At 56.0% G+C, this 21,671-nt stretch carries 24 protein-coding genes; 21 read left to right on the top strand and 3 right to left on the bottom strand.

The window, feature by feature from the left end:
- The first annotated feature begins 2 nt into the window (after positions 1-2).
- From G163CM_RS15400 to G163CM_RS15390, 3 genes are all read left to right on the top strand, one after another.
- A complete protein-coding gene (locus G163CM_RS15400; protein WP_015966166.1) occupies positions 3-347 on the top strand; it encodes a gamma-glutamylcyclotransferase family protein in 345 nt (114 codons plus the stop codon).
- Between the two features lie 207 nt (positions 348-554).
- Complete coding sequence (locus tag G163CM_RS15395; RefSeq protein WP_231825547.1) at positions 555-806, top strand: AbrB/MazE/SpoVT family DNA-binding domain-containing protein; 252 nt, start codon at positions 555-557, stop codon at positions 804-806.
- Positions 800-1,150 carry a type II toxin-antitoxin system ChpB family toxin gene (locus G163CM_RS15390; protein WP_015966164.1) on the top strand — a complete coding sequence of 117 codons (351 nt, stop codon included), beginning with the start codon at positions 800-802 and terminating at the stop codon, positions 1,148-1,150. The genes G163CM_RS15395 and G163CM_RS15390 overlap by 7 nt, the downstream gene beginning before the upstream one ends.
- Positions 1,151-1,258: 108 nt before the next feature.
- Here G163CM_RS15390 and ppa read toward each other — a convergent pair whose 3' ends face one another.
- Positions 1,259-1,786: an inorganic diphosphatase gene (gene ppa, locus G163CM_RS15385; protein ID WP_004857176.1), complete on the bottom strand. Its 528-nt coding sequence runs from the start codon at positions 1,784-1,786 to the stop codon at positions 1,259-1,261.
- 392 nt (positions 1,787-2,178) lie between these two features.
- On the opposite strand from ppa, the gene ytfQ reads away from it, so the two are divergent.
- The 4 genes from ytfQ (at position 2,179) to yjfF (ending at position 6,747) form a co-directional block, all read left to right on the top strand.
- Positions 2,179-3,135, top strand: coding sequence for a galactofuranose ABC transporter, galactofuranose-binding protein YtfQ (gene ytfQ / locus G163CM_RS15380; RefSeq protein WP_231825546.1), 957 nt, complete (start codon positions 2,179-2,181; stop codon positions 3,133-3,135).
- Positions 3,136-3,229: 94 nt separating this feature from the next.
- Entirely contained in the window at positions 3,230-4,732 is a 1,503-nt protein-coding gene (gene ytfR, locus G163CM_RS15375; RefSeq protein WP_231825545.1) for a galactofuranose ABC transporter, ATP-binding protein YtfR, read from the top strand.
- Positions 4,733-4,742: 10 nt separating this feature from the next.
- A complete protein-coding gene (gene ytfT, locus G163CM_RS15370; RefSeq protein WP_231825544.1) occupies positions 4,743-5,768 on the top strand; it encodes a galactofuranose ABC transporter, ATP-binding protein YtfT in 1,026 nt (341 codons plus the stop codon).
- The gene (yjfF, locus tag G163CM_RS15365; protein ID WP_015966160.1) at positions 5,755-6,747 is read left to right on the top strand and encodes a galactofuranose ABC transporter, permease protein YjfF; all 993 of its coding nucleotides are present in this window, start codon (positions 5,755-5,757) and stop codon (positions 6,745-6,747) included. Before ytfT ends, yjfF begins: the two co-directional genes overlap by 14 nt.
- Before the next feature lie 54 nt (positions 6,748-6,801).
- Here yjfF and fbp read toward each other — a convergent pair whose 3' ends face one another.
- Positions 6,802-7,800 (bottom strand): class 1 fructose-bisphosphatase, encoded by a 999-nt coding sequence (fbp, locus tag G163CM_RS15360; protein ID WP_015966159.1) that lies wholly within the window; start codon positions 7,798-7,800, stop codon positions 6,802-6,804.
- 175 nt (positions 7,801-7,975) lie between these two features.
- Here fbp and mpl point away from each other — a divergent pair, with 175 nt between their 5' ends.
- Both mpl and G163CM_RS15350 read left to right on the top strand, forming a co-directional pair.
- Positions 7,976-9,352, top strand: coding sequence for a UDP-N-acetylmuramate:L-alanyl-gamma-D-glutamyl-meso-diaminopimelate ligase (gene mpl / locus G163CM_RS15355; RefSeq protein WP_015966158.1), 1,377 nt, complete (start codon positions 7,976-7,978; stop codon positions 9,350-9,352).
- A gap of 75 nt (positions 9,353-9,427) precedes the next feature.
- Complete coding sequence (locus tag G163CM_RS15350; RefSeq protein WP_231825543.1) at positions 9,428-9,949, top strand: GNAT family N-acetyltransferase; 522 nt, start codon at positions 9,428-9,430, stop codon at positions 9,947-9,949.
- Positions 9,950-10,074: 125 nt separating this feature from the next.
- Here the strand turns inward: G163CM_RS15350 and yjgA are convergent, their stop codons facing one another.
- Positions 10,075-10,626 carry a ribosome biogenesis factor YjgA gene (yjgA, locus tag G163CM_RS15345; RefSeq protein ID WP_015966156.1) on the bottom strand — a complete coding sequence of 184 codons (552 nt, stop codon included), beginning with the start codon at positions 10,624-10,626 and terminating at the stop codon, positions 10,075-10,077.
- Between the two features lie 94 nt (positions 10,627-10,720).
- Between yjgA and pmbA the strand changes: the two genes are divergently transcribed.
- The 12 genes from pmbA to G163CM_RS15285 all read left to right on the top strand — a co-directional run bounded on the left by pmbA (position 10,721) and on the right by G163CM_RS15285 (position 21,607).
- The gene (gene pmbA, locus G163CM_RS15340) at positions 10,721-12,073 is read left to right on the top strand and encodes a metalloprotease PmbA (protein ID WP_015966155.1); all 1,353 of its coding nucleotides are present in this window, start codon (positions 10,721-10,723) and stop codon (positions 12,071-12,073) included.
- 65 nt (positions 12,074-12,138) lie between these two features.
- Positions 12,139-12,528, top strand: coding sequence for a cytochrome b562 (cybC, locus tag G163CM_RS15335; protein WP_231825542.1), 390 nt, complete (start codon positions 12,139-12,141; stop codon positions 12,526-12,528).
- A 335-nt stretch (positions 12,529-12,863) separates the two neighbouring features.
- On the top strand, positions 12,864-13,202 hold the full coding sequence (locus G163CM_RS15330) for a PRD domain-containing protein (protein ID WP_144052273.1): 339 nt from the start codon (positions 12,864-12,866) through the stop codon (positions 13,200-13,202).
- A 10-nt stretch (positions 13,203-13,212) separates the two neighbouring features.
- Entirely contained in the window at positions 13,213-13,575 is a 363-nt protein-coding gene (locus G163CM_RS15325) for an SFCGS family glycine-rich protein (RefSeq protein ID WP_015966151.1), read from the top strand.
- Between the two features lie 2 nt (positions 13,576-13,577).
- Entirely contained in the window at positions 13,578-13,877 is a 300-nt protein-coding gene (locus G163CM_RS15320; protein WP_015966150.1) for a DUF4312 family protein, read from the top strand.
- Between the two features lie 21 nt (positions 13,878-13,898).
- On the top strand, positions 13,899-14,675 hold the full coding sequence (locus G163CM_RS15315; protein ID WP_015966149.1) for a DUF4311 domain-containing protein: 777 nt from the start codon (positions 13,899-13,901) through the stop codon (positions 14,673-14,675).
- A gap of 13 nt (positions 14,676-14,688) precedes the next feature.
- A complete protein-coding gene (locus G163CM_RS15310; RefSeq protein ID WP_015966148.1) occupies positions 14,689-15,333 on the top strand; it encodes a DUF4310 family protein in 645 nt (214 codons plus the stop codon).
- Between the two features lie 119 nt (positions 15,334-15,452).
- Complete coding sequence (locus G163CM_RS15305; protein ID WP_231825541.1) at positions 15,453-16,586, top strand: amidohydrolase/deacetylase family metallohydrolase; 1,134 nt, start codon at positions 15,453-15,455, stop codon at positions 16,584-16,586.
- Positions 16,570-17,688 carry a DgaE family pyridoxal phosphate-dependent ammonia lyase gene (locus G163CM_RS15300; RefSeq protein WP_231825540.1) on the top strand — a complete coding sequence of 373 codons (1,119 nt, stop codon included), beginning with the start codon at positions 16,570-16,572 and terminating at the stop codon, positions 17,686-17,688. Before G163CM_RS15305 ends, G163CM_RS15300 begins: the two co-directional genes overlap by 17 nt.
- On the top strand, positions 17,685-18,425 hold the full coding sequence (gene dagF / locus G163CM_RS15295; protein WP_015966145.1) for a 2-dehydro-3-deoxy-phosphogluconate aldolase: 741 nt from the start codon (positions 17,685-17,687) through the stop codon (positions 18,423-18,425). Before G163CM_RS15300 ends, dagF begins: the two co-directional genes overlap by 4 nt.
- A gap of 96 nt (positions 18,426-18,521) precedes the next feature.
- Positions 18,522-19,673 carry a lactonase family protein gene (locus tag G163CM_RS15290; RefSeq protein WP_231825539.1) on the top strand — a complete coding sequence of 384 codons (1,152 nt, stop codon included), beginning with the start codon at positions 18,522-18,524 and terminating at the stop codon, positions 19,671-19,673.
- 20 nt (positions 19,674-19,693) lie between these two features.
- A complete protein-coding gene (locus tag G163CM_RS15285) occupies positions 19,694-21,607 on the top strand; it encodes a BglG family transcription antiterminator (RefSeq protein WP_231825538.1) in 1,914 nt (637 codons plus the stop codon).
- Positions 21,608-21,671 lie beyond the last annotated feature (64 nt).

Genomic DNA, 21,671 nt, shown 5'->3' with positions numbered 1-21,671 from the left:
CAATGCGAATATTTGTATACGGCAGTTTGCGGCGTAAACAAGGCAACAGCCACTGGATGACCAACGCCCAGTTGCTGGGCCAGCACAGCGTGGCCGACTATCAACTGTACAGCCTGGGCCACTATCCAGGCGCAGTGCCGGGAAAGGGCACAGTACACGGTGAAGTTTACCGGGTTGATGCGGCGACGATGGCTGAACTTGACGAGCTACGCACCAAAGCGGGTGAATACGCTCGTCACCTTATCCAAACGCCATACGGTAGTGCCTGGATGTACGTCTATCAGCGCCCGGTCGATGGGCTGCCGCTGATAGAAAGCGGAGACTGGTTGGATAAAGACCAGTATTAATCCTCATAACGCCACCTTCGGGTGGCGTTGTTTTTTGTGCGTTATACCGCGCTAATTCTGCAATCTGTTCCCGTTTTCTCTGCACGCTACGTTCCTCTTTCCAGATTAAAGAAAACCTTAAAAAGGACGCTGGCGCGTTTTATCCCAAAAAGGCAAACTCGACGGCGAACTGCTGAGTTATACTTTGTATAACTTCAGGAGGGCGCTATGCACGTTACCATCAAAAAATGGGGAAACAGTATGGGGATGGTCATTCCAGGTACCGTCGTCAAAGAGTTGAATCTGTCCGCCGGGCAGAACATGGAGGTAGAGGTGAAAGAACACCAGATAATCCTGACGCCGCTAAAACGGCACTATTCGCTGGATGCGCTGTTGGCCCAGTGCGACATCAATGCGCCCGCGTTAAGTGAACAAGAGCTTTGGGGGCAAAGCGGTCCGCAGGGTGACGAAGTATGGTAAAAAGCCCAATGTTTGCGCGCGGCGATATTGTGCTGGTGGGGTTTGACCCCGCGAGCGGGCACGAACAAAAGGGCGAAGGGCGTCCTGCATTAGTGCTCTCTGTTAGCGCCTTTAATCGCTTAGGAATGGTGCTTGTCGCGCCTGTTACACGCGGTGGAAACCATGCGCGTTATGCCGGTTTCGCTGTTCCACTGAGCTGCAAAACCGGCGACGTCAGCGGCGTTGTGCTGGTTAATCAGTTTCGCATGATGGATCTTAACGCGCGTGGGGCAAAGAAACTGGGCGAAGCAAGCGCGGAAGTGGTGGAAGATGTGTTACTTCGGGCACAGGCAATTCTTGATTAGATGGGAAGAATTTATAGGCCGGATAAGGCGTTTACGCCGCATCCGGCAAGACGTCAGGCATAAAAAAACACCGCCGAAGCGGTGTCTTTTATCACGCAAAAAGAAAGCTTATTTCTTCGCACGTTCGAAGGAAGCAATGATTTCCGCTTTCGCAGCTTCAGCATTGTCCCAACCGTCAACTTTAACCCATTTGCCTTTTTCGAGGTCTTTGTAGTGCTCGAAGAAGTGGGTGATCTGCGCTTTCAGCAGTTCCGGCAGGTCGTTCACATCTTTGATGTGATCGTATTCTTTGCTCAGTTTGGTGTGCGGTACCGCAACCAGTTTGGCATCTTCGCCAGACTCGTCGGTCATTTTCAGCACGCCAACCGGACGGCAGCGAATCACAGAACCTGGTTCCAGCGGATACGGCGTCGGGACCAGTACGTCAACCGGGTCACCGTCCAGAGACAGGGTGTGGTTGATGTAGCCGTAGTTGCACGGATAGAACATCGCAGTGGACATGAAGCGGTCAACGAACAGTGCGCCGCTCTCTTTGTCGACTTCGTATTTGATAGGATCCGCATTCGCCGGGATCTCGATAACGACGTAGATATCTTCCGGCAGATCTTTACCCGCTGGGACGTTGAGTAAGCTCATGTCTGTTTCCTTTAAAATGTATGGCAAACAAGTGGCGGGTATTATAGCCAACTCATCGCGAAAGTCTTGACCTGTTTTATCTCTTCTCTAACCGACGACGCCTTTTTCAGCGCCTTCCGATGACTCTAAAATCCATAAAGTTAGCCGCATCCTGAATAAATTTATGAAACCGTTTACATTGGCGCATTCACGCGCTCCGTATTGTACGAAAATTCTGCAATATCAATCATCGCCCGATCCCTTGCGCCTCCTCAGCTCCTGCCAACACTGACAATTAACATTGCATTCACTTTCCTGAATTGTGATGTAACGCATTCTGTTACATTTGCCATTGTCTATAGTTTGTCCGCAGGCGTGTTTTTCACCAACAATAACCCTACGAGGATAACTTTATGTGGAAGCGCTTACTTCTTGTCACAGCAGTTTCCGCAGCCATGTCGTCTATGGTCATGGCTGCCCCTTTAACAGTGGGATTTTCGCAGGTCGGTTCTGAATCCGGCTGGCGCGCAGCGGAAACCAACGTTGCGAAGAGTGAAGCGCAGAAACGCGGCATCACCCTGAAAATCGCCGATGGTCAGCAGAAACAAGAGAACCAAATCAAAGCGGTACGTTCGTTCATCGCCCAGGGCGTGGACGCCATCTTCATTGCGCCAGTGGTGGCGACAGGTTGGGAACCGGTACTGAAAGAGGCCAAAGAGTCGCAGATTCCAGTGTTCCTGCTCGACCGCTCGATTGATGTGAAAGACAAATCGCTCTACATGACCACCGTCACGGCAAATAACGTGCTCGAAGGGCAGTTGATTGGCGAATGGCTTGCTAAAACCGTCGATGGCAAACCGTGTAACGTGGTTGAACTGCAAGGCACAGTGGGCGCAAGCGTGGCGATTGATCGTAAGAAAGGGTTCGCCGAAGCCATTGCTAAAGCGCCAAATATCAAAATTATTCGTTCTCAATCCGGCGACTTTACCCGCAGCAAGGGGAAAGAGGTGATGGAGAGCTTCATCAAGGCCGAGAACAACGGCAAGAACATCTGCATGGTTTACGCCCATAACGACGATATGGTGATCGGCGCGATTCAGGCGATTAAAGAAGCCGGGCTGAAGCCGGGCAAAGATATCCTCACCGGCTCTATCGACGGCGTGCCGGATATCTATAAAGCGATGATTGCCGGTGAAGCAAACGCCAGCGTGGAGCTGACGCCAAACATGGCTGGCCCGGCATTTGATGCGCTGGAGAAATTCAAGAAAGACGGCACGATGCCGGAGAAAGTCACCGTTACTAAATCGACGCTTTACCTGCCGGATACGGCAAAAGAAGAGTTAGAGAAGAAGAAAAATATGGGGTATTGAGTTCTGGCTTCGCTTATCCGGCCTACCGGCACCGTACCGTAGGCCGGATAAGGCGTTTACGCCGCCATCCGGCATCAGTGGGGAGAGATAAACCATGAGCACCAACCAACACCAGGAAATCCTCCGCACTGAAGGATTAAGCAAATTCTTCCCCGGCGTCAAAGCGCTGGATAACGTTGATTTCAGCCTGCGGCGCGGTGAGATCATGGCGCTGCTCGGTGAAAATGGCGCGGGAAAATCGACGCTCATCAAAGCGCTAACCGGCGTTTATCACGCCGATCGCGGCACCATCTGGCTGGATGGCAACGTCATCTCGCCCAAAAATACCGCTCATGCTCAACAACTGGGTATCGGCACGGTGTATCAGGAAGTGAACCTGCTGCCCAATATGTCGGTAGCGGATAACCTTTTTATTGGTCGCGAGCCGAAACGCTTCGGTTTTCTGCGCCGCAAAGAGATGGAAAAGCGCGCCACCGCGCTGATGGAATCCTACGGCTTTTCGCTGGATGTCCGCGAGCCGCTCAACCGCTTTTCCGTGGCGATGCAGCAAATCGTCGCGATTTGCCGTGCTATCGATCTCTCCGCCAAAGTACTGATCCTCGACGAACCCACCGCCAGCCTCGACACCAAAGAAGTGGAGATGCTGTTCACGCTGATGCGCCAGCTGCGCGATCAGGGCGTCAGCCTGATCTTCGTTACCCACTTCCTCGATCAGGTGTACGCGGTGAGCGATCGCATTACCGTGCTGCGCAACGGCGCGTTCGTCGGCTGCCGGGAAACGCGCGAGCTTCCGCAGATTGAACTGGTGAAAATGATGCTTGGCCGCGAACTGGACACCCACGCCTTACAACGTGCAGGCCGTACTTTGCTGAGCGATAAACCTATCGCCGCGTTTGAAGGATTTGGCAAAAAGGGCACTATCGAACCGTTCGATCTCCAGGTGCGCCCCGGTGAGATCGTGGGACTCGCCGGGTTGCTTGGTTCCGGGCGCACCGAAACGGCGGAAGTGATCTTCGGTATCAAACCCGCCGACAGCGGAAGCGCGACGATCAAAGGCAAACGCCAAACCCTGCGATCGCCGCATCAGGCGTCCTGCCTGGGGATCGGCTTCTGCCCGGAGGATCGCAAAACCGACGGGATCATTGCCGCCGCGTCGGTACGGGAAAACATCATTCTGGCGCTTCAGGCCCAGCGCGGCTGGTTAAGGCCGATTGCGCGCAAAGAACAAAACGAAATTGCCGAGCGCTTTATTCGCCAGCTCGGCATTCGCACGCCGAGCGCGGAACAGCCGATCGAATTTCTCTCCGGCGGCAATCAGCAAAAAGTCCTGCTCTCACGCTGGCTGCTGACGCGCCCACAGTTCCTGATCCTCGACGAACCCACGCGCGGGATCGACGTCGGCGCGCATGCGGAGATCATCCGTCTGATCGAAACCCTGTGCGCTGATGGGCTGGCGTTGCTGGTGATTTCATCTGAACTGGAAGAACTGGTGGGCTATGCCGACCGGATAATCATCATGCGCGATCGCCGACAGGTGGCGGAGATCCCGCTCGATAAGCTCTCCGTTCCGGCCATTATGAATGCTATTGCGGCATAAGGAGTAAACCGTGATGCCACAATCCTTACCCCAGCCAGGCCAGCCCAAACGGCGCTTCAAATGGCCGACGGGCATGCCGCAAATTATCGCACTTCTTCTGGTACTACTGGTTGATAGCCTCGTCTCGCCGCACTTCTTGCAGGTGGTGTTGCAGGATGGCCGTCTGTTCGGCAGCCCGATTGATATCCTCAACCGCGCCGCGCCCGTTGCGCTGCTGGCGATTGGCATGACGCTGGTGATTGCCACCGGTGGGATCGACCTCTCTGTGGGCGCGGTGATGGCCATTGCCGGGGCGACGGCGGCCTCGATGACCGTTGCCGGGCACAGTCTGCCTGTAGTCCTGCTGGCGGCGCTCGGCTCCGGCGTGCTTGCGGGGTTATGGAACGGTGTCCTGGTGGCGATCCTGAAAATTCAGCCCTTTGTGGCGACGTTGATTCTGATGGTCGCCGGGCGAGGCGTGGCGCAACTGATCACCACCGGGCAAATCGTCACCTTTGATTCGCCGCATCTGGCGTGGCTGGGCAGCGGCTCGCTGCTGCTGTTCCCGACGCCGGTGATCATCGCATTGATTACCTTGCTGATTTTCTGGCTCTTTACCCGCAAAACGGCGCTGGGGATGTTTATCGAAGCGGTGGGCATTAACATCCGTGCGGCGAAAAATGCCGGGGTAAACACCCGTATTGTGGTGATGCTGACTTATGTGTTGAGCGGGGTCTGTGCAGCCATCGCCGGGGTGATTGTCACGGCGGATATTCGCGGTGCGGATGCCAATAACGCCGGGCTCTGGCTGGAGCTGGACGCCATTCTGGCGGTGGTGATTGGCGGTGGTTCGCTGATGGGCGGGCGTTTTAACCTGCTGCTGTCGGTGGTAGGGGCGCTGATTATTCAGGGGATGAATACCGGGATATTGCTCTCAGGTTTCCCACCGGAGCTCAACCAGGTAGTGAAAGCGGTGGTGGTGCTGTGCGTGCTGATTGTCCAGTCGCCGCGCTTTATTAGCATACTGAAGGGGATGCGCGGCCATGATAAAACGTAACTTACCGCTGATGATCACGCTCGGCGTTTTCATCCTCGGTTATCTCTACTGCCTGACCCAGTTTCCCGGCTTCGCCTCGACGCGGGTGATTTGCAATATTCTCACCGACAACGCCTTTCTGGGGATCATTGCGGTCGGCATGACGTTTGTGATCCTCTCGGGCGGGATCGATCTCTCCGTCGGGTCGGTGATCGCCTTTACCGGCGTGTTCCTCGCCAAAGCGATCGGTTTCTGGGGGATTTCGCCGCTGCTGGCCTTCCCGCTGGTGCTGGTGATGGGCTGCGCGTTCGGCGCCTTTATGGGGCTGCTGATTGATGCGCTGAAAATCCCGGCGTTCATCATTACGCTTGCAGGGATGTTCTTCCTGCGCGGCGTCAGCTATCTGGTGTCTGAAGAGTCGATTCCGATTAACCATCCGGTTTATGACACGCTCTCCAGTCTGGCGTGGATGATCCCCGGCGGCGGGCGCTTAAGCGCGATGGGGCTGTTGATGCTGATGGTGGTAGTGGTGGGGATTTTCCTTGCCCATCGCACGCGTTTTGGTAATCAGGTTTACGCCATCGGCGGCAGCGCGACGTCGGCAAACCTGATGGGGATTTCCACTCGCAGCACGACGATTCGCATCTATATGCTTTCCACCGGGCTGGCGACGCTGGCGGGCATTGTTTTCTCTATTTACACTCAGGCGGGCTATGCGCTTGCGGGTGTCGGTGTGGAGCTGGACGCGATTGCGTCGGTTGTCATCGGCGGCACGCTGTTAAGCGGCGGGGTAGGAACCGTGCTCGGCACGTTGTTTGGCGTCGGTATTCAGGGCTTGATTCAGACCTACATCAACTTCGACGGCACGCTCAGTTCATGGTGGACGAAAATTGCCATCGGCATTCTGTTGTTTGTCTTTATCGCCCTGCAACGCGCGCTGACCGTGTTGTGGGAAAACCGGCAGAATGCGCCAGTAACAAGGGTTGCGACGAAGCCATAAAAAAGCCGGGTGGCGCTGGCGCTTACCCGGCTTACGATTTACTACGCAGGAACTTTACGCGTCCGGGAACTCACGGATAAAACGTTCAACATCGTCAACCATATGGTCGTTACCGACGAAGAACGAACGACGCTGGTGCAGGGTTTCCGGGATGATATCCAGAATACGATTCTCGCCATCGCTGGCTTTACCGCCCGCTTGTTCCGCGAGGAACGCCATCGGGTTGCATTCGTACAGCAGGCGCAGCTTCCCTTCCGGGTGGCTGGCGGTGCTCGGGTAGAGGTAAATGCCGCCTTTCAGCAGGTTGCGGTGGAAGTCCGCCACCAGAGAACCGATGTAGCGCGAGGTGTACGGGCGCTGGGTCGATTTATCTTCTTCCTGGCAGAACTTAATGTACTTTTTCACGCCCGCCGGGAAACGAATGTAGTTACCTTCGTTAATCGAGTAAGTTTTGCCTTTTTGCGGGAAGCGCATGCGCTCCTGGCTCAAGCAGAACACGCCCAGCGATGGGTCGTAGGTGAAGGCGTGGACGCCGCAACCGGTGGTGTAAACCAGCATGGTTGAGGAGCCATAAACCACGTAACCGGCAGCGACCTGCTTGTTACCCGGTTGCAGGAAATCTTCCTCAGTGACCGGCGTACCGACAGGCGTCACGCGGCGATAGATAGAGAAAATCGTCCCGACAGAGACGTTCACATCGATGTTGGAGGAGCCGTCCAGTGGGTCCATCAACACTACATATTTTGCGTGTTCACACCCTTCAAAGACCACAATCTCGTCTTCTTCTTCGGATGCGATGCCAGCGACGATATCGCGGGCGCGCAGTGCGGCTTTCAGTTTTTCGTTGGCGAACAAGTCGAGTTTTTGCTGCACCTCGCCCTGAACATTTTCAGCACCGCTGGCACCCAGGATATCAACCAGACCTGCTTTGTTGATATCGCGGTGGATGATTTTGGCACCTAACTTTATTGCCGACAGCAGAGCGGTAAGCTCACCGGTCGCATGAGAAAACTCATGCTGTTTCTCGACAATAAATTCACCTAACGTTTTCATAACACTTTCCCTGCAGTTAATGTGGAGTAAAGCGACTGCAACAATCTTAACAAAGAATAAAAAGAATGCGCACAGGTGAATCGCGCCAGCAAAGTACGGAATATCCTGAAATGCGTTTCTCTGCTGGCGAACATGTGGGTAAAATGTGCGGCAGATAAAAGAAGGATAGTGACGTATGCGCATTCATATTTTGGGAATTTGTGGCACTTTCATGGGCGGCCTGGCAATGCTGGCCCGCTCCCTCGGCCATGAAGTAACGGGCTCGGATGCGAATGTGTATCCGCCAATGAGCACGCTGCTTGAGAACCAGGGCATTGATTTAATTCAGGGTTACGACGCCAGCCAGCTCGACCCGCAGCCGGATCTGGTGATCATCGGTAACGCCATGACGCGCGGTAATCCGTGTGTTGAAGCGGTGCTGGAAAAGAACATTCCGTACATGTCCGGCCCACAGTGGCTGCATGATTTCGTCCTGCGCGACCGCTGGGTGCTGGCCGTTGCCGGTACGCACGGGAAAACCACCACTGCCGGTATGGCGACCTGGATCCTCGAAGCGTGCGGCTATAAGCCGGGCTTTGTGATCGGCGGCGTGCCGGGCAACTTCGACGTTTCCGCGCGTCTGGGCGACAGCCCGTTCTTCGTCATTGAAGCGGATGAATACGACTGCGCCTTCTTCGATAAGCGTTCTAAATTCGTCCATTACTGCCCGCGCACGCTGATCCTCAACAACCTTGAGTTCGATCACGCAGATATCTTTGACGACCTGAAAGCGATTCAGAAACAGTTCCATCACCTGGTACGCATCGTTCCGGGTCAGGGGCGCATCATCTGGCCGGAAAACGACATCAACCTGAAGCAGACAATGGCGATGGGTTGCTGGAGCGAGCAGGAGCTGGTGGGCGAGCAGGGCCACTGGCAGGCGAAAAAACTGAACGCCGATGCCTCCGAGTGGGAAGTGCTGCTTGATGGCGATGTGGTCGGTCAGGTGAAATGGGGCCTGGTGGGCGAGCACAACATGCATAATGGCCTGATGGCGATTGCGGCTGCGCGTCACGTCGGCGTTACGCCTGCGGATGCGGCGAACGCGCTGGGTACGTTCATCAACGCCCGTCGCCGCCTTGAACTGCGCGGTGAAGCCAACGGCGTGAGCGTTTACGATGACTTTGCGCACCACCCGACAGCCATCCTCGCTACGCTTCAGGCGCTGCGCGGTAAAGTCGGCGGTACGGCGCGCATTCTGGCGGTGCTCGAACCACGTTCTAACACCATGAAAATGGGCGTCTGCAAAGACGATCTCGCCCCGTCACTGGGACGCGCGGATGAAGTCTTCCTGCTTCAGCCGCAGCACATTCCGTGGCAGGTGGCTGAAGTGGCGGAAGCCTGCGTGCAGCCTGCACACTGGAGCGCCGACGTCGATACGCTGGTGGACATGGTGCTGAAAACCGCGCATCCGGGCGATCACATTCTGGTGATGAGCAACGGCGGTTTCGGTGGTATCCATCAGAAACTGCTGGACGGCCTGGCGAAAAAAGCGGAACAGCAACAACAGTAACCTCACTCAGGTTGCCTCTCAGCCAATCGGGAAACCGGTTGGCTTTTTTATTCCTGATTTCAATGGACTGCGCAGATGCTTTCAACTCACCGACTGACGTCAACTGACTCGCCGCTCTTTTCCCGCGTGGATGCGCTTTATGCGCAGGCTTTTCCGTGGCACGAGCAGCGTGAACCTGCGGCGAAAGCGCAAGCGCTTAACGACCCACGCTATACGCTGGAAGCGTGGTTCGACGGTGAGCAATTTGTGGGGATGAGCGGTAGCTGGCGGCTGGGAGAGATGCTTTACATTGAGCATCTGGCCGTCGATGGTACATTGCGCTCAAAAGGTTACGGTAAAATCTTGCTGGCTGAACTTCTGACCCGCGCCCCGTTAACGGTGCTGGAAATTGATCCGCTTACCACGGAAATCGCCCACCGGCGGTTACGGTTTTATGAATCAATGGGTTTTGTCGCCAACCCGTGGGCGCACACGCACCCGACCTATCATCAGGGAATTGCCGACCATGAACTGGTGGTGCTGAGTTACCCGCAGGGGATCGATGCGGTGGAGTATCAGCGGTTTAATGAGGGGTTGTGTCAGGTGGTGATGCAGTGAAAAACCGCGTCGGATGGCGCTGCGCTTATCCGACGTACAAACTCGGTGAATCGTAGGCCTGATAAGCGAAGCGCCATCAGGCAAAGCGATATCCGGCCAGCAGGCCGGATAGAGCATAGGGCACTTTACCCTTCGTTCTCTGCCAGTTCGCGCAGATACTGGAAAATCAGACGCGAAGACTTCGGCGGCTTATTCCCTTCTTTCTCTTTCTTCGCGTTGCGGATCAGTGAACGCAGTTGCTGACGGTCGGCATTCGGCCACAGATTCAGCACTTCATCCATCGCTTCATCACCGTTATCAATCAGACGATCGCGCAGCTGTTCCAGTTTATGGAACAGGGCAACCTGCTGGTTGTGGCGGTTCTTCAGCTTATCCAGCGCCTGGCGAATCGGCTCGACGTCGCGGCTACGCAACATTTTACCAATCAACTGCATCTGGCGGCGGCGACCTTCTTTCTTGATGCGCTGCGCCAGTTCAATGGCGGCACGCAGGTCATCATCGAGCGGGATTTTATCCAGCGCGTTTTTACCCAGGTCTACGATCTCACCGCCAAGCTGCTTCAGCTCTTCGGCGTCACGTTTAATTTCACTCTTGCTGACCCAGATAATTTCATCATCTTCGTCTTCGATATCATCACCGGGGACGTCGTCGAGCCAGTCTTCGGGCTGCTTTGTCATTTCAGGCTCCTTAAAAAAGAGGCTAATACTAACAGCTTGGGCGCACACTGAGAAAGGGTTCTCTGTTAGACTTCAGGTAACTTTACCTAACATTATGGCATTGGCGATGAAAGTAATCACACAAGTTGCAGAACAGCGTATTGCGCTGGAAAAAGCTGTCTCCACCGCACTGGAACTGGCATCAGGCAAATCAGATGGTGCTGAAGTCGCGGTGAGTAAGACCACGGGCATTGGCGTCAGCACCCGTTATGGTGAAGTGGAAAACGTTGAATTTAATAGCGATGGTGCGCTTGGCATCACCGTGTATCACCAGAATCGTAAAGGCAGCGCCTCCTCAACCGATCTCAGCCCGGACGCCATCGCGCGTACCGTCCAGGCGGCGCTGGATATCGCCCGTTATACCTCGCCAGACCCGTGCGCAGGCGTCGCAGAAAAAGATCTGCTGGCCTTCGATGCGCCGGATCTCGACCTGTTCCACCCGGCGGAAGTGACGCCGGATGAAGCGATTGAATACGCCGCGCGCGCAGAGCAGGCGTCGCTGAAGGCCGACAAACGCATCACCAATACCGAAGGCGGCAGCTTTAACAGCCATTACGGCATCAAAGTATTCGGTAACAGCCACGGCATGCTGCAAAGTTACTGCTCGACGCGCCACTCGCTCTCCAGCTGTGTGATCGCGGAAGCCGATGGTGATATGGAACGCGACTACGCCTACACGATTGGCCGCGCGCTGGGCGACCTGCAAACGCCGGAGTTCGTCGGCGAAGAGTGTGCCCGCCGCACGCTGGCGCGTTTATCGCCGCGTAAACTCTCGACGATGCAGGCACCGGTGATTTTTGCCAACGAAGTGGCGACCGGTCTGTTTGGTCATCTGGTTGGCGCGATTGCCGGTGGTTCGGTGTATCGCAAATCGACCTTCCTGCTTGATTCTCTCGGTAAGCAGATCCTGCCGGAGTGGCTGACCATTGAAGAGCATCCACACCTGTTGAAAGGGCTGGCCTCCACGCCGTTCGATAGCGAAGGCGTGCGCACCGAGCGTCGCGACATCATCAAAGATGGCGTGCTGATGCAGTGGCTGCTGACCAATTACTCTGCGCGGAAACTGGGCCTGAAGAGCACCGGTCACGCGGGCGGCATTCACAACTGGCGCATCGCCGGACGTGGGCTGAGTTTTGAAAAGTTGCTTAAAGAGATGGGGACAGGTCTTGTCGTCACCGAACTGATGGGACAAGGTGTCAGCGGCATCACCGGCGACTATTCTCGCGGTGCATCCGGTTTCTGGGTTGAAAATGGTGAGATCCAGTATCCGGTCAGTGAGATTACGATCGCAGGAAATCTGAAAGATATGTGGCGTAATATCGTCACGATTGCTGACGACATTGAAACGCGCAGCAATATCCAGTGTGGCTCCGTGCTTCTGCCGGAGATGAAAATCGCCGGGCAATAACGCCCGGTTTTTACGGACGCGCCCTGCGGCGTCTGATTGCTTAATAATAAAAAAGGAAGTGAGCAATGCGTAAAAAACTCTTAGCAATGTTGGCCGTATCCTCCCTTGCATTGGGCGCGGCAGCACCTGCGTTCGCCGATCTCGAAGAAGATATGGAAACGCTGGCGAAAAACCTCAAAGTGGTGGAAAGCACGTCGGATGCGACCGAGCTGAAAGCGGCGCTCACCGAAATGCGTACCGCCGCGCTGGACGCCCAGAAAGAAACGCCGCCGAAGCTGGAAAGCAAAGCGGCTGACAGCGCCGAGATGAAAGATTATCGCCACGGCTTTGACGTGCTGGTCGGTCAAATCGACGGCGCGCTGAAGCTGGCTAACGAAGGCAAAGTGAAGGAAGCCAAAGCGGCGGCGGAAGAGTTTAAAGCCACGCGTAACGAGAACCATAAGAAGTTTCGTTGATTATTAGCGAGCGCCGGATGGCGGCGACACCTTATCCTGTAGGCCGGATAAGCGCCAGCGCCATCCGGCACTTTCACCGCACATAAGCAAACCTTATCTACCTCACATTTTCGCACAAATCCTCCATACGCTTTCCCCCGTCAAATCTGCATTTAAGGGCATATCCACGTGATGAATATCACGCTTTTCCGCCGATAAATCGTCAAAACCGCTAATTTTGTGGCACAGATCACTGGCCTCCTTCACCTTTCCACTTCGAAGTGGAAAACAACTCGCTACAAACCTGCAACCCGCGCCGTTACTTTAACTCCAGAGCCATTAACGGGGTAAGACGAGTGATGAATGCAGCGGTATTGAACAATGATGTGGAACCGGCAGCGCAAACAGAACAGCTTGCCGACACCATGCTGAAGCAGGTTTTCGCCCTGTTACGCAGCCACAACATTATCCCCAACGACGTACAGGAACAGATGTTGACCTCTCACCTGCGAGCAATGGCGCATCGGTCGGTGACCGGTGAGCCGCTGCCAGAGGTAGATGCCAGCCTGTTCGACGAAATTTCACCCGAATCAATGCAACTTGCCCGCGAAGTGGTCGCGCAGTTTGGCAATCTTCCTGAAGAAGAGTCCTGGCTGCTTTCCGTTCACTTCGAAGTCGCAAAAGAAAACCTTTAAGGAGCAAAACATGGAACAGATTACCGTTGTGATTGGCGATCGTTTAGGCAAAGGCCAGAAAGTGGCAGCAGGCGTTGAGAAAGCCGGTGGTCGTGCCGTGGTCGTACCGGGTGTCGCCGCTGATATGAAGCTGGGCGACATGATGAAAGCGGAAAACGCCACGTTTGGCATCTCCTTCTGCGGCAGCGGTGGTGCGGGTGCAATTACCGCGCAGACCAAATATGGCTACAAAGCCAAATACGGTATGCGTTCCGTTGATGAAGGCGTTACCGCGATTAACGAAGGCTGCAACGTACTGGGCTTCGGTTTTATGGATAAAGAAGAGCTGGGCGAGCGTCTGGTACAGGCGTGGCAGAAGAAGTACGGCGCGTGAGTATGAAACAACAATTCACCAAAACGGTGAGAGTCAAAGGGAAAGGCGACGCCAAAGCGCGCGCCTTTGCCGACGCGCTAAACCATGTCCAGGCCGCGGTGATGAAAGATACACCGCACATCTTACTGCGTATTGAACCACAGGATGTGCAGGTTGTTCATGCGTATGAAGCGGTGCGCAAAGAAGCCTTCTTATTCTTCTTTTTGCGCCGGGAACGACGCACCTACAGCGTGGAGCTGGATGTGACCGTCAACGTGACCGCCATCAATCTCGACAACGTGGATTTCGTCACGCAGAGCTAAATCACACAGAAGGGCAGACTGATGTTCTTAATTATATTAATAAAATCGCTCATTATCGGCGGCCTGGTCGGCGTCGGTGTAGGGGCCGGTGCTGCACGCATGTTCCATGCGCCTACCACGCAAGGTATGGGCGCGTTTCGTACGTTGGGGGAGTTGAACTCCTGTGAAGGCGACCCGGCGTCCCACTTCTCCTTTGGCCTTGGCTTCTTCTTTAACGCCTGGGCTTCTTCCGTTGCAGCAGGTTCATTTACCCAGGACGTTGACCACCGCATCATCCCGAACTGGGGCGCGGCGGCGCTGATGATCAAAAACCGTAACGTCGGCGAGACGCTGCACGATCCGAAGAAAATGGCGATTGCCTGCGGCGTGATCGGCATGCTGGTCGTCACCTTCCTCAACTTAACCGCCTCCTCAGTACCGGAATCACTTCAGGTGACCGCCGTTAAGGTACTGGTTCCGGCAGCGAACCTGCTGGTGAACACGGTGATGCCGGTTATCTTCTGGCTGGCGGCGATTGACGCGGGCAAGAAATCGGGCTTCTGGGCCACCGTCTTTGGCGGCGCGGCGCAGATGATCATGGGGAACGCCGTACCGGGTCTGGTGCTGGGTATCCTGATTGGTAAAGGCGTTGAAGAGAGCGGCTGGAACCGTATCACCAAAGTGATGATGAGCGCCATCGTGGTGCTGTTTGTCCTGAGCGCCTTCTTCCGCGGCTTCGACATGAAGATGATCGAATCCTTCCACCTGACCGTGCCGAACTGGCTCGATCTGATCCACAGCTCGCTCAGCGGCAAATAACGGGAGCCTCGAAATGGAACAGAATAAAGGTTTTTGGTATGCCGACTGGTCGTTCCCGATCTTTGTTGGCCTGCTCTCTTCCGGCGTGTTCGCCGGGACGCACATGTACTACCTCTACGGCATCGGCGCATTTAACGAAGTAGCGTTTGTCTCGATGCTGCGTGCCGGAATTGATACCGGCGCTTACGGCGCGGTAGCGGCGTTTGGCGCAAGCTTCCTGTTTGCCCGCATCATCGAAGGTTCGCTGGTGGGGATTCTGGATATCGGCGGCGCGATTCAAACCGGCGTCGGCCTCGGCGTTCCGGCACTGCTGCTGGGCGCGGGCATCATGTTCCCGGTGACCAACTTTATCGCTTCACTGATTACCGGCCTGGTGATTGGCCTGGCGATTGGTTACGTCATTATTCTGGCGCGTAAGTTCACCATCAATCAGAGCGACTCGACCTACGGGGCCGACGTGATGATGGGGGCAGGTAACGCCTCTGGCCGCTTCCTCGGCCCGTTGATTATTCTCAGCGCGATGACCGCTTCTATTCCAATCGGTATCGGTTCCCTGCTTGGCGCGCTGCTTTTCTACCTCTGGCAGAAGCCGATTACCGGCGGTGCGATTCTGGGGGCGATGCTGTTTGGTGCGCTGTTCCCAATCGCGATTAGCTAACTGCCTGATGGCGCTTCGCTTATCAGGCCTACGAACGGTAGGCCGGATAAGGCGGTAACGCCGTCATCCGGCAATGACCCTGGTGGGCGTGAAAACGCCCGCTCTTTCAGGAGAACGAGATGTTTGATTTACTCCTGCGCGGTGCGCGCCTCGTCGACGATACCCTGACCGATATCGCCATTCAGGATGGCTTAATCCACGCGTTGGGCGACCTGACGTCACCCGCCAAGAAAACGATCGACCTGCACGGCAACTACTACGTCAGCGCGGGCTGGATTGACTCCCACGTTCACTGCTACCCGAAATCACCGATTTATCATGACGAACCCGATAGCGTTGGCATCGCCACCGGCGTAACCACCGTTATCGATGCCGGTAGCACCGGGGCGGATGACGTGGATGAATTCTATGAGCTCACCCGCCAGGCGGCGACCGACGTTTATGCGCTGCTGAATATCTCCCGCGTCGGGCTGATTGCCCAGAACGAGCTGGCCAATATGGCCAATATCGACGCCGATGCGGTGAAAGAAGCGGTAAAACGCCACCCCGATTTTATCGTCGGCCTGAAGGCGCGGATGAGCAGCAGTGTGGTAGGCGAAAACGGCATCACTCCGCTGGAACATGCGAAAGCGATGCAGCAAGCCAACGGCGACCTGCCGCTGATGGTGCATATCGGCAATAACCCGCCGAATCTGGATGAGATTGCCGACCTGCTGAGTTCCGGCGACATCATTACTCACTGCTATAACGGCAAACCGAACCGCATCCTGACGCCGGAAGGTGAACTGCGCGCCTCGATTACGCGCGCGCTGAAGCGTGGCGTACGTCTGGATGTCGGCCACGGTACCGCCAGCTTCAGCTTTGAGGTGGCGAAACGCGCCATCGCGATGGGCATTCTGCCGCACACCATCAGTTCCGATATCTACTGCCGCAACCGCATCGACGGCCCGGTACGTTCGCTGGCGCTGGTGATGTCCAAATTCCTCGCCATCGGTCTGTCGCTGCCGCAGGTCATTGCCTGCGTCACCTCGCATGCCGCAGAAGGCTTACGTCTGACCCATAAAGGTCGCCTGGCGCCGGGGATGGATGCGGATCTGACGATTTTCACCGTGAAAGATCAACCGATGAGCCTGACCGATGCGGAAAACGTTTCGCTTCAGGCCGACAAAATTCTGGTGCCGCTGGCTGCCGTTCGCGCAGGCAAAGGCTATATGACCGAACAAGGGAGTGCAGAAAATGCCTTCGATTTTTGAGAAATACAATTTAAAGCAAGTGATTAACACCTCTGGCCGCATGACCGCGCTGGGTGTTTCAACCCCACGCCCGGAAGTGGTTCAGGCGGCGATGGACGGCATGAACCAGTACTTTGAGATGAAAGACCTGGTTAATAAAACCGGCGCGTACATCGCTAATTTGCTGGATGTAGAAGGGGCGACGGTCGTCTCCTGCGCATCGGCAGGCATCGCGCAGTCCGTGGCGGCGGTGCTGGTGAAAGACAGCGACTGGCTGCTGGAAAACCTGCACGTCACGCCAGTTGAAAACAACGAAATCGTCCTGCCGAAAGGCCACAACGTTAACTTCGGCGCACCGGTGGGCACCATGGTGGCGCTCGGCGGCGGCAAACTGGTAGAAGCAGGCTACGCCAACGAATGTTCCGCAGCACAGCTGGCGGCGGCAATTACCCCGCGCACGGCGGCTATCCTGTATATCAAATCGCACCACTGCGTGCAGAAAAGCATGCTCAGCGTCGAGCAGGCGGTTGTTGTCGCACGCAAACACAATCTGCCGCTGATTGTCGATGCCGCAGCGGAAGAAGACTTGCAGTGCTACTACCGCTCGGGCGCAGACCTGGTGATTTACAGCGGCGCGAAAGCCATTGAAGGGCCGACCAGCGGGCTGGTGATCGGCAAAACCCAGTACGTTGAGTGGGTAAAACGCCAGTCGGCGGGCATTGGCCGCGCGATGAAAGTCGGCAAAGAGGGCATTCTTGGCCTGACCTGCGCCATTGAACATTACCTTAGCGCAACGAAAGAGAGCGGCGCGGAGATGGTGGCGAAGATGACGCCGTTTATCGACGCACTGAATACGCTCAACGGTGTGTCTGCTCGCGTGGTCTGGGATAGCGCCGGGCGCGACATCGCGCGTACCGAAATTAAATTCGATGAAGCCGTCACCGGCATTGGCACGGGCGAGCTGGTCGATGCGCTCAAGCAGGGCCAATACGCCATCTACTTCCGTGGCTACAAAGCCAACGAAGGCATTATCGAAGCCGACGTGCGCAGCGTCGACCAGGCGCAGCTGGACATTGTTGCCCGCCGTATTGCTGAAGTGATCAAACAGGAGATTAACGCATGAAACTGACCCCAAACTTTTACCGTGACCGCGTCTGCCTGAATGTACTGGCTGGCAGCAAAGAGAACGCCAGCGAGATTTATGAAGCGGCGGAAGGTCATGTGCTGGTGGGCGTGCTCTCCAAAAATTACCCGGACGTGGCCAGCGCGGTGGCGGATATGCGTGACTACGCGGCGCGGATTGATAATGCGCTCTCCGTAGGTCTGGGCGCGGGCGACCCGAATCAGTCGGCAATGGTCAGCGCGATTTCCGCTGAAGTGCAGCCGCAGCACGTCAACCAGGTCTTTACCGGTGTGGCTACCAGCCGCGCGCTGCTGGGGCAGAACGACACCGTGGTGAACGGTCTGGTCTCACCAACCGGCACGCCGGGCATGGTGAAAATCTCCACCGGGCCGCTGAGCAGCACCGCGCCGGACGGCATCGTGCCGGTCGAAACGGCGATTGCCCTGCTGAAAGATATGGGCGGCAGCTCAATCAAATACTTCCCGATGGGCGGCCTGAAGTGTCGTGAGGAATACAAAGCGGTAGCGGAAGCCTGCGCACGTCACGACTTCTGGCTGGAGCCAACGGGTGGGATCGATCTGGAGAACTTCAGCGAGATCCTGAAAATTGCCCTCGATGCGGGCGTAAGCAAAATCATCCCACACATCTACAGTTCTATTATTGATAAAGCCAGCGGCAACACTCGCCCGGACGACGTGCGCGCGCTGCTGGAGATGACGAAGGCGTTAGTGAAGTAAGCGCCCGATGGCGCTTCGCTTATCGGGCCTACGCGTTGATTCGTAGGTCGGATAAGCGTTAGCGCCATCCGACAACCTATCTCGTAAGGAGCCACCATGTACCCATCCCGCCACCTGCTTGTTGCTTCACTTTCTCTGCTTGCCACCACCGCCATCGCGCAGACGCAATACGCGTGGGTGGGCACCTACAACCCCAACGGCGAAGGTGTGTACCGCTTTACCCTCGACAGCCAAACCGGGGCGTTAAGCGACAAAACGCTGGTCAGCACGTTGCCCAATGCCGCGCAGCTTATCGTCTCTGCCGATGGCAAAACCCTGTATGTCGCAAGCGAAGAAGAGAAGGGTGTGGTGCAGGCGCTGCGGGTGGATGAGAAGGGCGCACTCCATGAGCTGAATCAGGTTTCATCCGGCGGCGCAGGCCCGGTGTATCTCTCGTTGACGCCTGGCGGAAAGCATCTGCTGGTGGCGAATTACGTCAGCGGCTCCGTGGCGATGTTGCCGGTGAAAGCTGATGGCAGTCTGGCGGAGGCCAGCGATTTTCATCAGGATGCGGGCGAGCCGGGCGCCGTAAAACCGGCGGCTGCGGTCAAAGGCAGCTTTGCCGCCAGCGATCATAACGGCCCACATGCCCACATGATCGCCGCCGATCCCAGCGGGAAATACGTTTTTTCTACCGACCTGGGCCTTGATCGGATCTACCAGTATCGGCTGGATGAAAAGAACGGCAAGTTGATCCCCAACACGCCGCCATTTATCAATGCGTCGTCGCCGGGCGCGGGGCCGCGTCATTTTGTGTTTACAGCAAAAGGCGATGGGCTTTGGTTGATCAACGAAGAGTCTTCCACGCTGACGCATTACCGTCTGGATGCCGCAACCGGGCAACTCCAGGAAGGGAAAACGGTATCGTCGCTGCCGAAAGCGTATCAGGGAACCAGCTTCGCCGCCGGGCTGGCAATCAGCGCGGACGGAAAACAGCTCTATGTTGCCAACCGTCTGCACAACAGTATTGCTCACTTCACGGTTATGAATGACGGTTCATTGATTCAAAATGATAATATATGGACGCGAGGCGACTACCCGCGCAGCCTGACGCTGGATAGCGCGGGCCGCTGGCTGTACGTGATGAATCAGCGCAGCGATAACATCACCCGTTTTCGCGTCGCGCCTGACGATGGCACGCTGACGTTTGTCCCCGAATACACATCGGTCGGCAGCCCATCACAGATGGTGATTTCGTTTAACCCCTGAGGCGTAATAAGGAAACTGACGTGCGATTCCCCAACCAACGTTTAGCCCAACTGTTCAATTTACTGCAAAACGAAGTTTTGCCGCAGGATGAGCTGGCTGCACGGTTGTCCGTTTCCACCCGTACCGTTCGCGCCGATATCACGGCGCTTAATGCCTTGCTGGCGAGCTACGGGGCGCAGTTTACGCTTACGCGCGGCAGCGGCTATCAGCTCAATATCAGCGACCCGAATCGCTATCAAAAACTGGAAGAGAGCGCGCCGAGCACGCTACGAATTCCGCGTACGGCAAGCGAGCGCGAGCATTCACTGGCGGTGCGCTTTCTGACATCCGCGTTTTCACTCAAGCTGGAAGACCTGGCGGATGAGTGGTTTGTCAGCCGCGCCACGCTGCAAAATGACATGATCGCCGTGCGCGAACGTTTTCAGCGTTACCAGTTGACGCTGGAGACGCGCCCGCGCCACGGCATGAAGCTGTTTGGCAGTGAAGTCTCTATTCGCGCCTGCCTGACGGATATCCTTTGGGAACTGCCGCAGCAGGAAGGGTTTAATGTCCAACTGATGGCGGAAGCGCTCAATGCGGGGGCAATCACATCGCTTACCGCGACGTTGCAGGAAACGCTCACCCGCCACGCGATTCGCCTGACCGACGAAGGTGAACGCTTCATTCGTCTTTACTGCGCGGTGGCGGTACGCCGCATTAGCGAAGGTTTCCCGCTGGCAGAGTTCGCGGCGGAAGAAGAGGTATCGCAGAATGTGCGCGAAGCGGCGCGCGATATCGCGGCGGCCATACAGAAGCTGGCGGGCAAACCGCTGGCCGACTCGGAGAAAGCCTGGTTGTGCGTGCATATCTCCGCGCGTCAGACGCAGCAGGTTTCGCCAAGCGCCATCAGCGCCGACGATGCCGAAGCGCTGGTGAACTACATTCTCAGCTACATCAACAGCCACTATAACTACAATCTGCAAAACGACGACCAGCTGCACGCGGACTTGCTCACCCACATCAAAACCATGATCACCCGCGTGCGTTATCAAATCATGATCCCCAACCCGCTGCTGGATAACATCAAACAGCACTACCCGATGGCGTGGGACATGACCCTGGCGGCGGTGTCGAGCTGGGGAAAATACACACCGTACACCATCAGTGAAAACGAAGTTGGTTTCCTGGTGCTGCACATCGGCGTCGGGCTGGAGCGGCACTACAACATCGGCTATCAGCGCCAGCCGCGTGTCCTGCTGGTGTGCGACACCAGCACGGCGATGGTGCGCATGATTGAAGCGGTGTTGCAGCGTAAATATCCACAGATTGAAGTGACCGATGTGCTCTCGCTGCGCGATTACGAACAGCGGGAGAGCATCAGCGAAGACTTTGTTATCTCGACCGCCCGCATCAACGAAAAAGATAAACCGGTGGTGACCATCGCCCCGTTCCCGACCGAGTTCCAGCTTGAACAAATCGGCAAACTGGTGCTGGTGGACCGCACGCGTCCATGGATGCTGAACAAATATTTCGATGCCGCGCATTTTCGCATTATCGACGGCGATATCGACCAACAGACCTTATTTAGCGAACTTTGCGCTCAGCTTCATGAAGAAGGCTTTGTTGACGCCGAGTTCCACTCTTCAGTTGTGGAGCGTGAAGCCATCGTCAGCACCATGCTTGGCGACGGCATCGCGCTGCCTCACGCCCTGGGATTGCTGGCACAAAAAACGGTGGTCTACACGGTGCTGGCACCGCAGGGAATTGCGTGGGGCGAGGAAACCGCGCACGTCATCTTCCTGCTCGCGATCAGCAAACGTGAATATGAAGAGGCGATGGCGATCTACGATATTTTTGTCACCTTCCTGCGCGAACGCGCAATGGCACGGTTGTGCACCTGCCGGGATTTTGCGGAGTTTAAAACCGTGGCAATGGAGTGTGTGAGCCGGTTTTGAGAGGCATTTTCCAGAATCGAATGTAATGCGAGTGTAATGCTATAATGCATTACACTTTTTCTTT

The organism is Pseudocitrobacter corydidari (assembly GCF_021172065.1).
GTDB lineage: Bacteria > Pseudomonadota > Gammaproteobacteria > Enterobacterales > Enterobacteriaceae > Pseudocitrobacter > Pseudocitrobacter corydidari.
The sequence above is the reverse complement of the archived record's forward strand: the minus strand, read 5'-3'. Positions and strand labels throughout refer to the sequence as shown.

Coding starts and splice junctions, on each gene's coding strand:
- ppa (WP_004857176.1), bottom strand. CDS start 1,786: ATGAGCTTACTCAACGTCCCAGCGGGTAAAGATCTGCCGGAAGATATC.
- yjgA (WP_015966156.1), bottom strand. CDS start 10,626: ATGACAAAGCAGCCCGAAGACTGGCTCGACGACGTCCCCGGTGATGAT.
- fbp (WP_015966159.1), bottom strand. CDS start 7,800: ATGAAAACGTTAGGTGAATTTATTGTCGAGAAACAGCATGAGTTTTCT.
- G163CM_RS15325 (WP_015966151.1), top strand. CDS start 13,213: ATGGAACAGATTACCGTTGTGATTGGCGATCGTTTAGGCAAAGGCCAG.
- G163CM_RS15350 (WP_231825543.1), top strand. CDS start 9,428: ATGCTTTCAACTCACCGACTGACGTCAACTGACTCGCCGCTCTTTTCC.
- G163CM_RS15290 (WP_231825539.1), top strand. CDS start 18,522: ATGTACCCATCCCGCCACCTGCTTGTTGCTTCACTTTCTCTGCTTGCC.
- ytfR (WP_231825545.1), top strand. CDS start 3,230: ATGAGCACCAACCAACACCAGGAAATCCTCCGCACTGAAGGATTAAGC.
- G163CM_RS15390 (WP_015966164.1), top strand. CDS start 800: ATGGTAAAAAGCCCAATGTTTGCGCGCGGCGATATTGTGCTGGTGGGG.
- ytfQ (WP_231825546.1), top strand. CDS start 2,179: ATGTGGAAGCGCTTACTTCTTGTCACAGCAGTTTCCGCAGCCATGTCG.
- G163CM_RS15400 (WP_015966166.1), top strand. CDS start 3: ATGCGAATATTTGTATACGGCAGTTTGCGGCGTAAACAAGGCAACAGC.
- cybC (WP_231825542.1), top strand. CDS start 12,139: ATGCGTAAAAAACTCTTAGCAATGTTGGCCGTATCCTCCCTTGCATTG.
- pmbA (WP_015966155.1), top strand. CDS start 10,721: ATGGCATTGGCGATGAAAGTAATCACACAAGTTGCAGAACAGCGTATT.
- G163CM_RS15315 (WP_015966149.1), top strand. CDS start 13,899: ATGTTCTTAATTATATTAATAAAATCGCTCATTATCGGCGGCCTGGTC.
- G163CM_RS15310 (WP_015966148.1), top strand. CDS start 14,689: ATGGAACAGAATAAAGGTTTTTGGTATGCCGACTGGTCGTTCCCGATC.
- G163CM_RS15300 (WP_231825540.1), top strand. CDS start 16,570: ATGCCTTCGATTTTTGAGAAATACAATTTAAAGCAAGTGATTAACACC.
- dagF (WP_015966145.1), top strand. CDS start 17,685: ATGAAACTGACCCCAAACTTTTACCGTGACCGCGTCTGCCTGAATGTA.
- mpl (WP_015966158.1), top strand. CDS start 7,976: ATGCGCATTCATATTTTGGGAATTTGTGGCACTTTCATGGGCGGCCTG.
- yjfF (WP_015966160.1), top strand. CDS start 5,755: ATGATAAAACGTAACTTACCGCTGATGATCACGCTCGGCGTTTTCATC.
- G163CM_RS15305 (WP_231825541.1), top strand. CDS start 15,453: ATGTTTGATTTACTCCTGCGCGGTGCGCGCCTCGTCGACGATACCCTG.
- G163CM_RS15320 (WP_015966150.1), top strand. CDS start 13,578: ATGAAACAACAATTCACCAAAACGGTGAGAGTCAAAGGGAAAGGCGAC.
- G163CM_RS15395 (WP_231825547.1), top strand. CDS start 555: ATGCACGTTACCATCAAAAAATGGGGAAACAGTATGGGGATGGTCATT.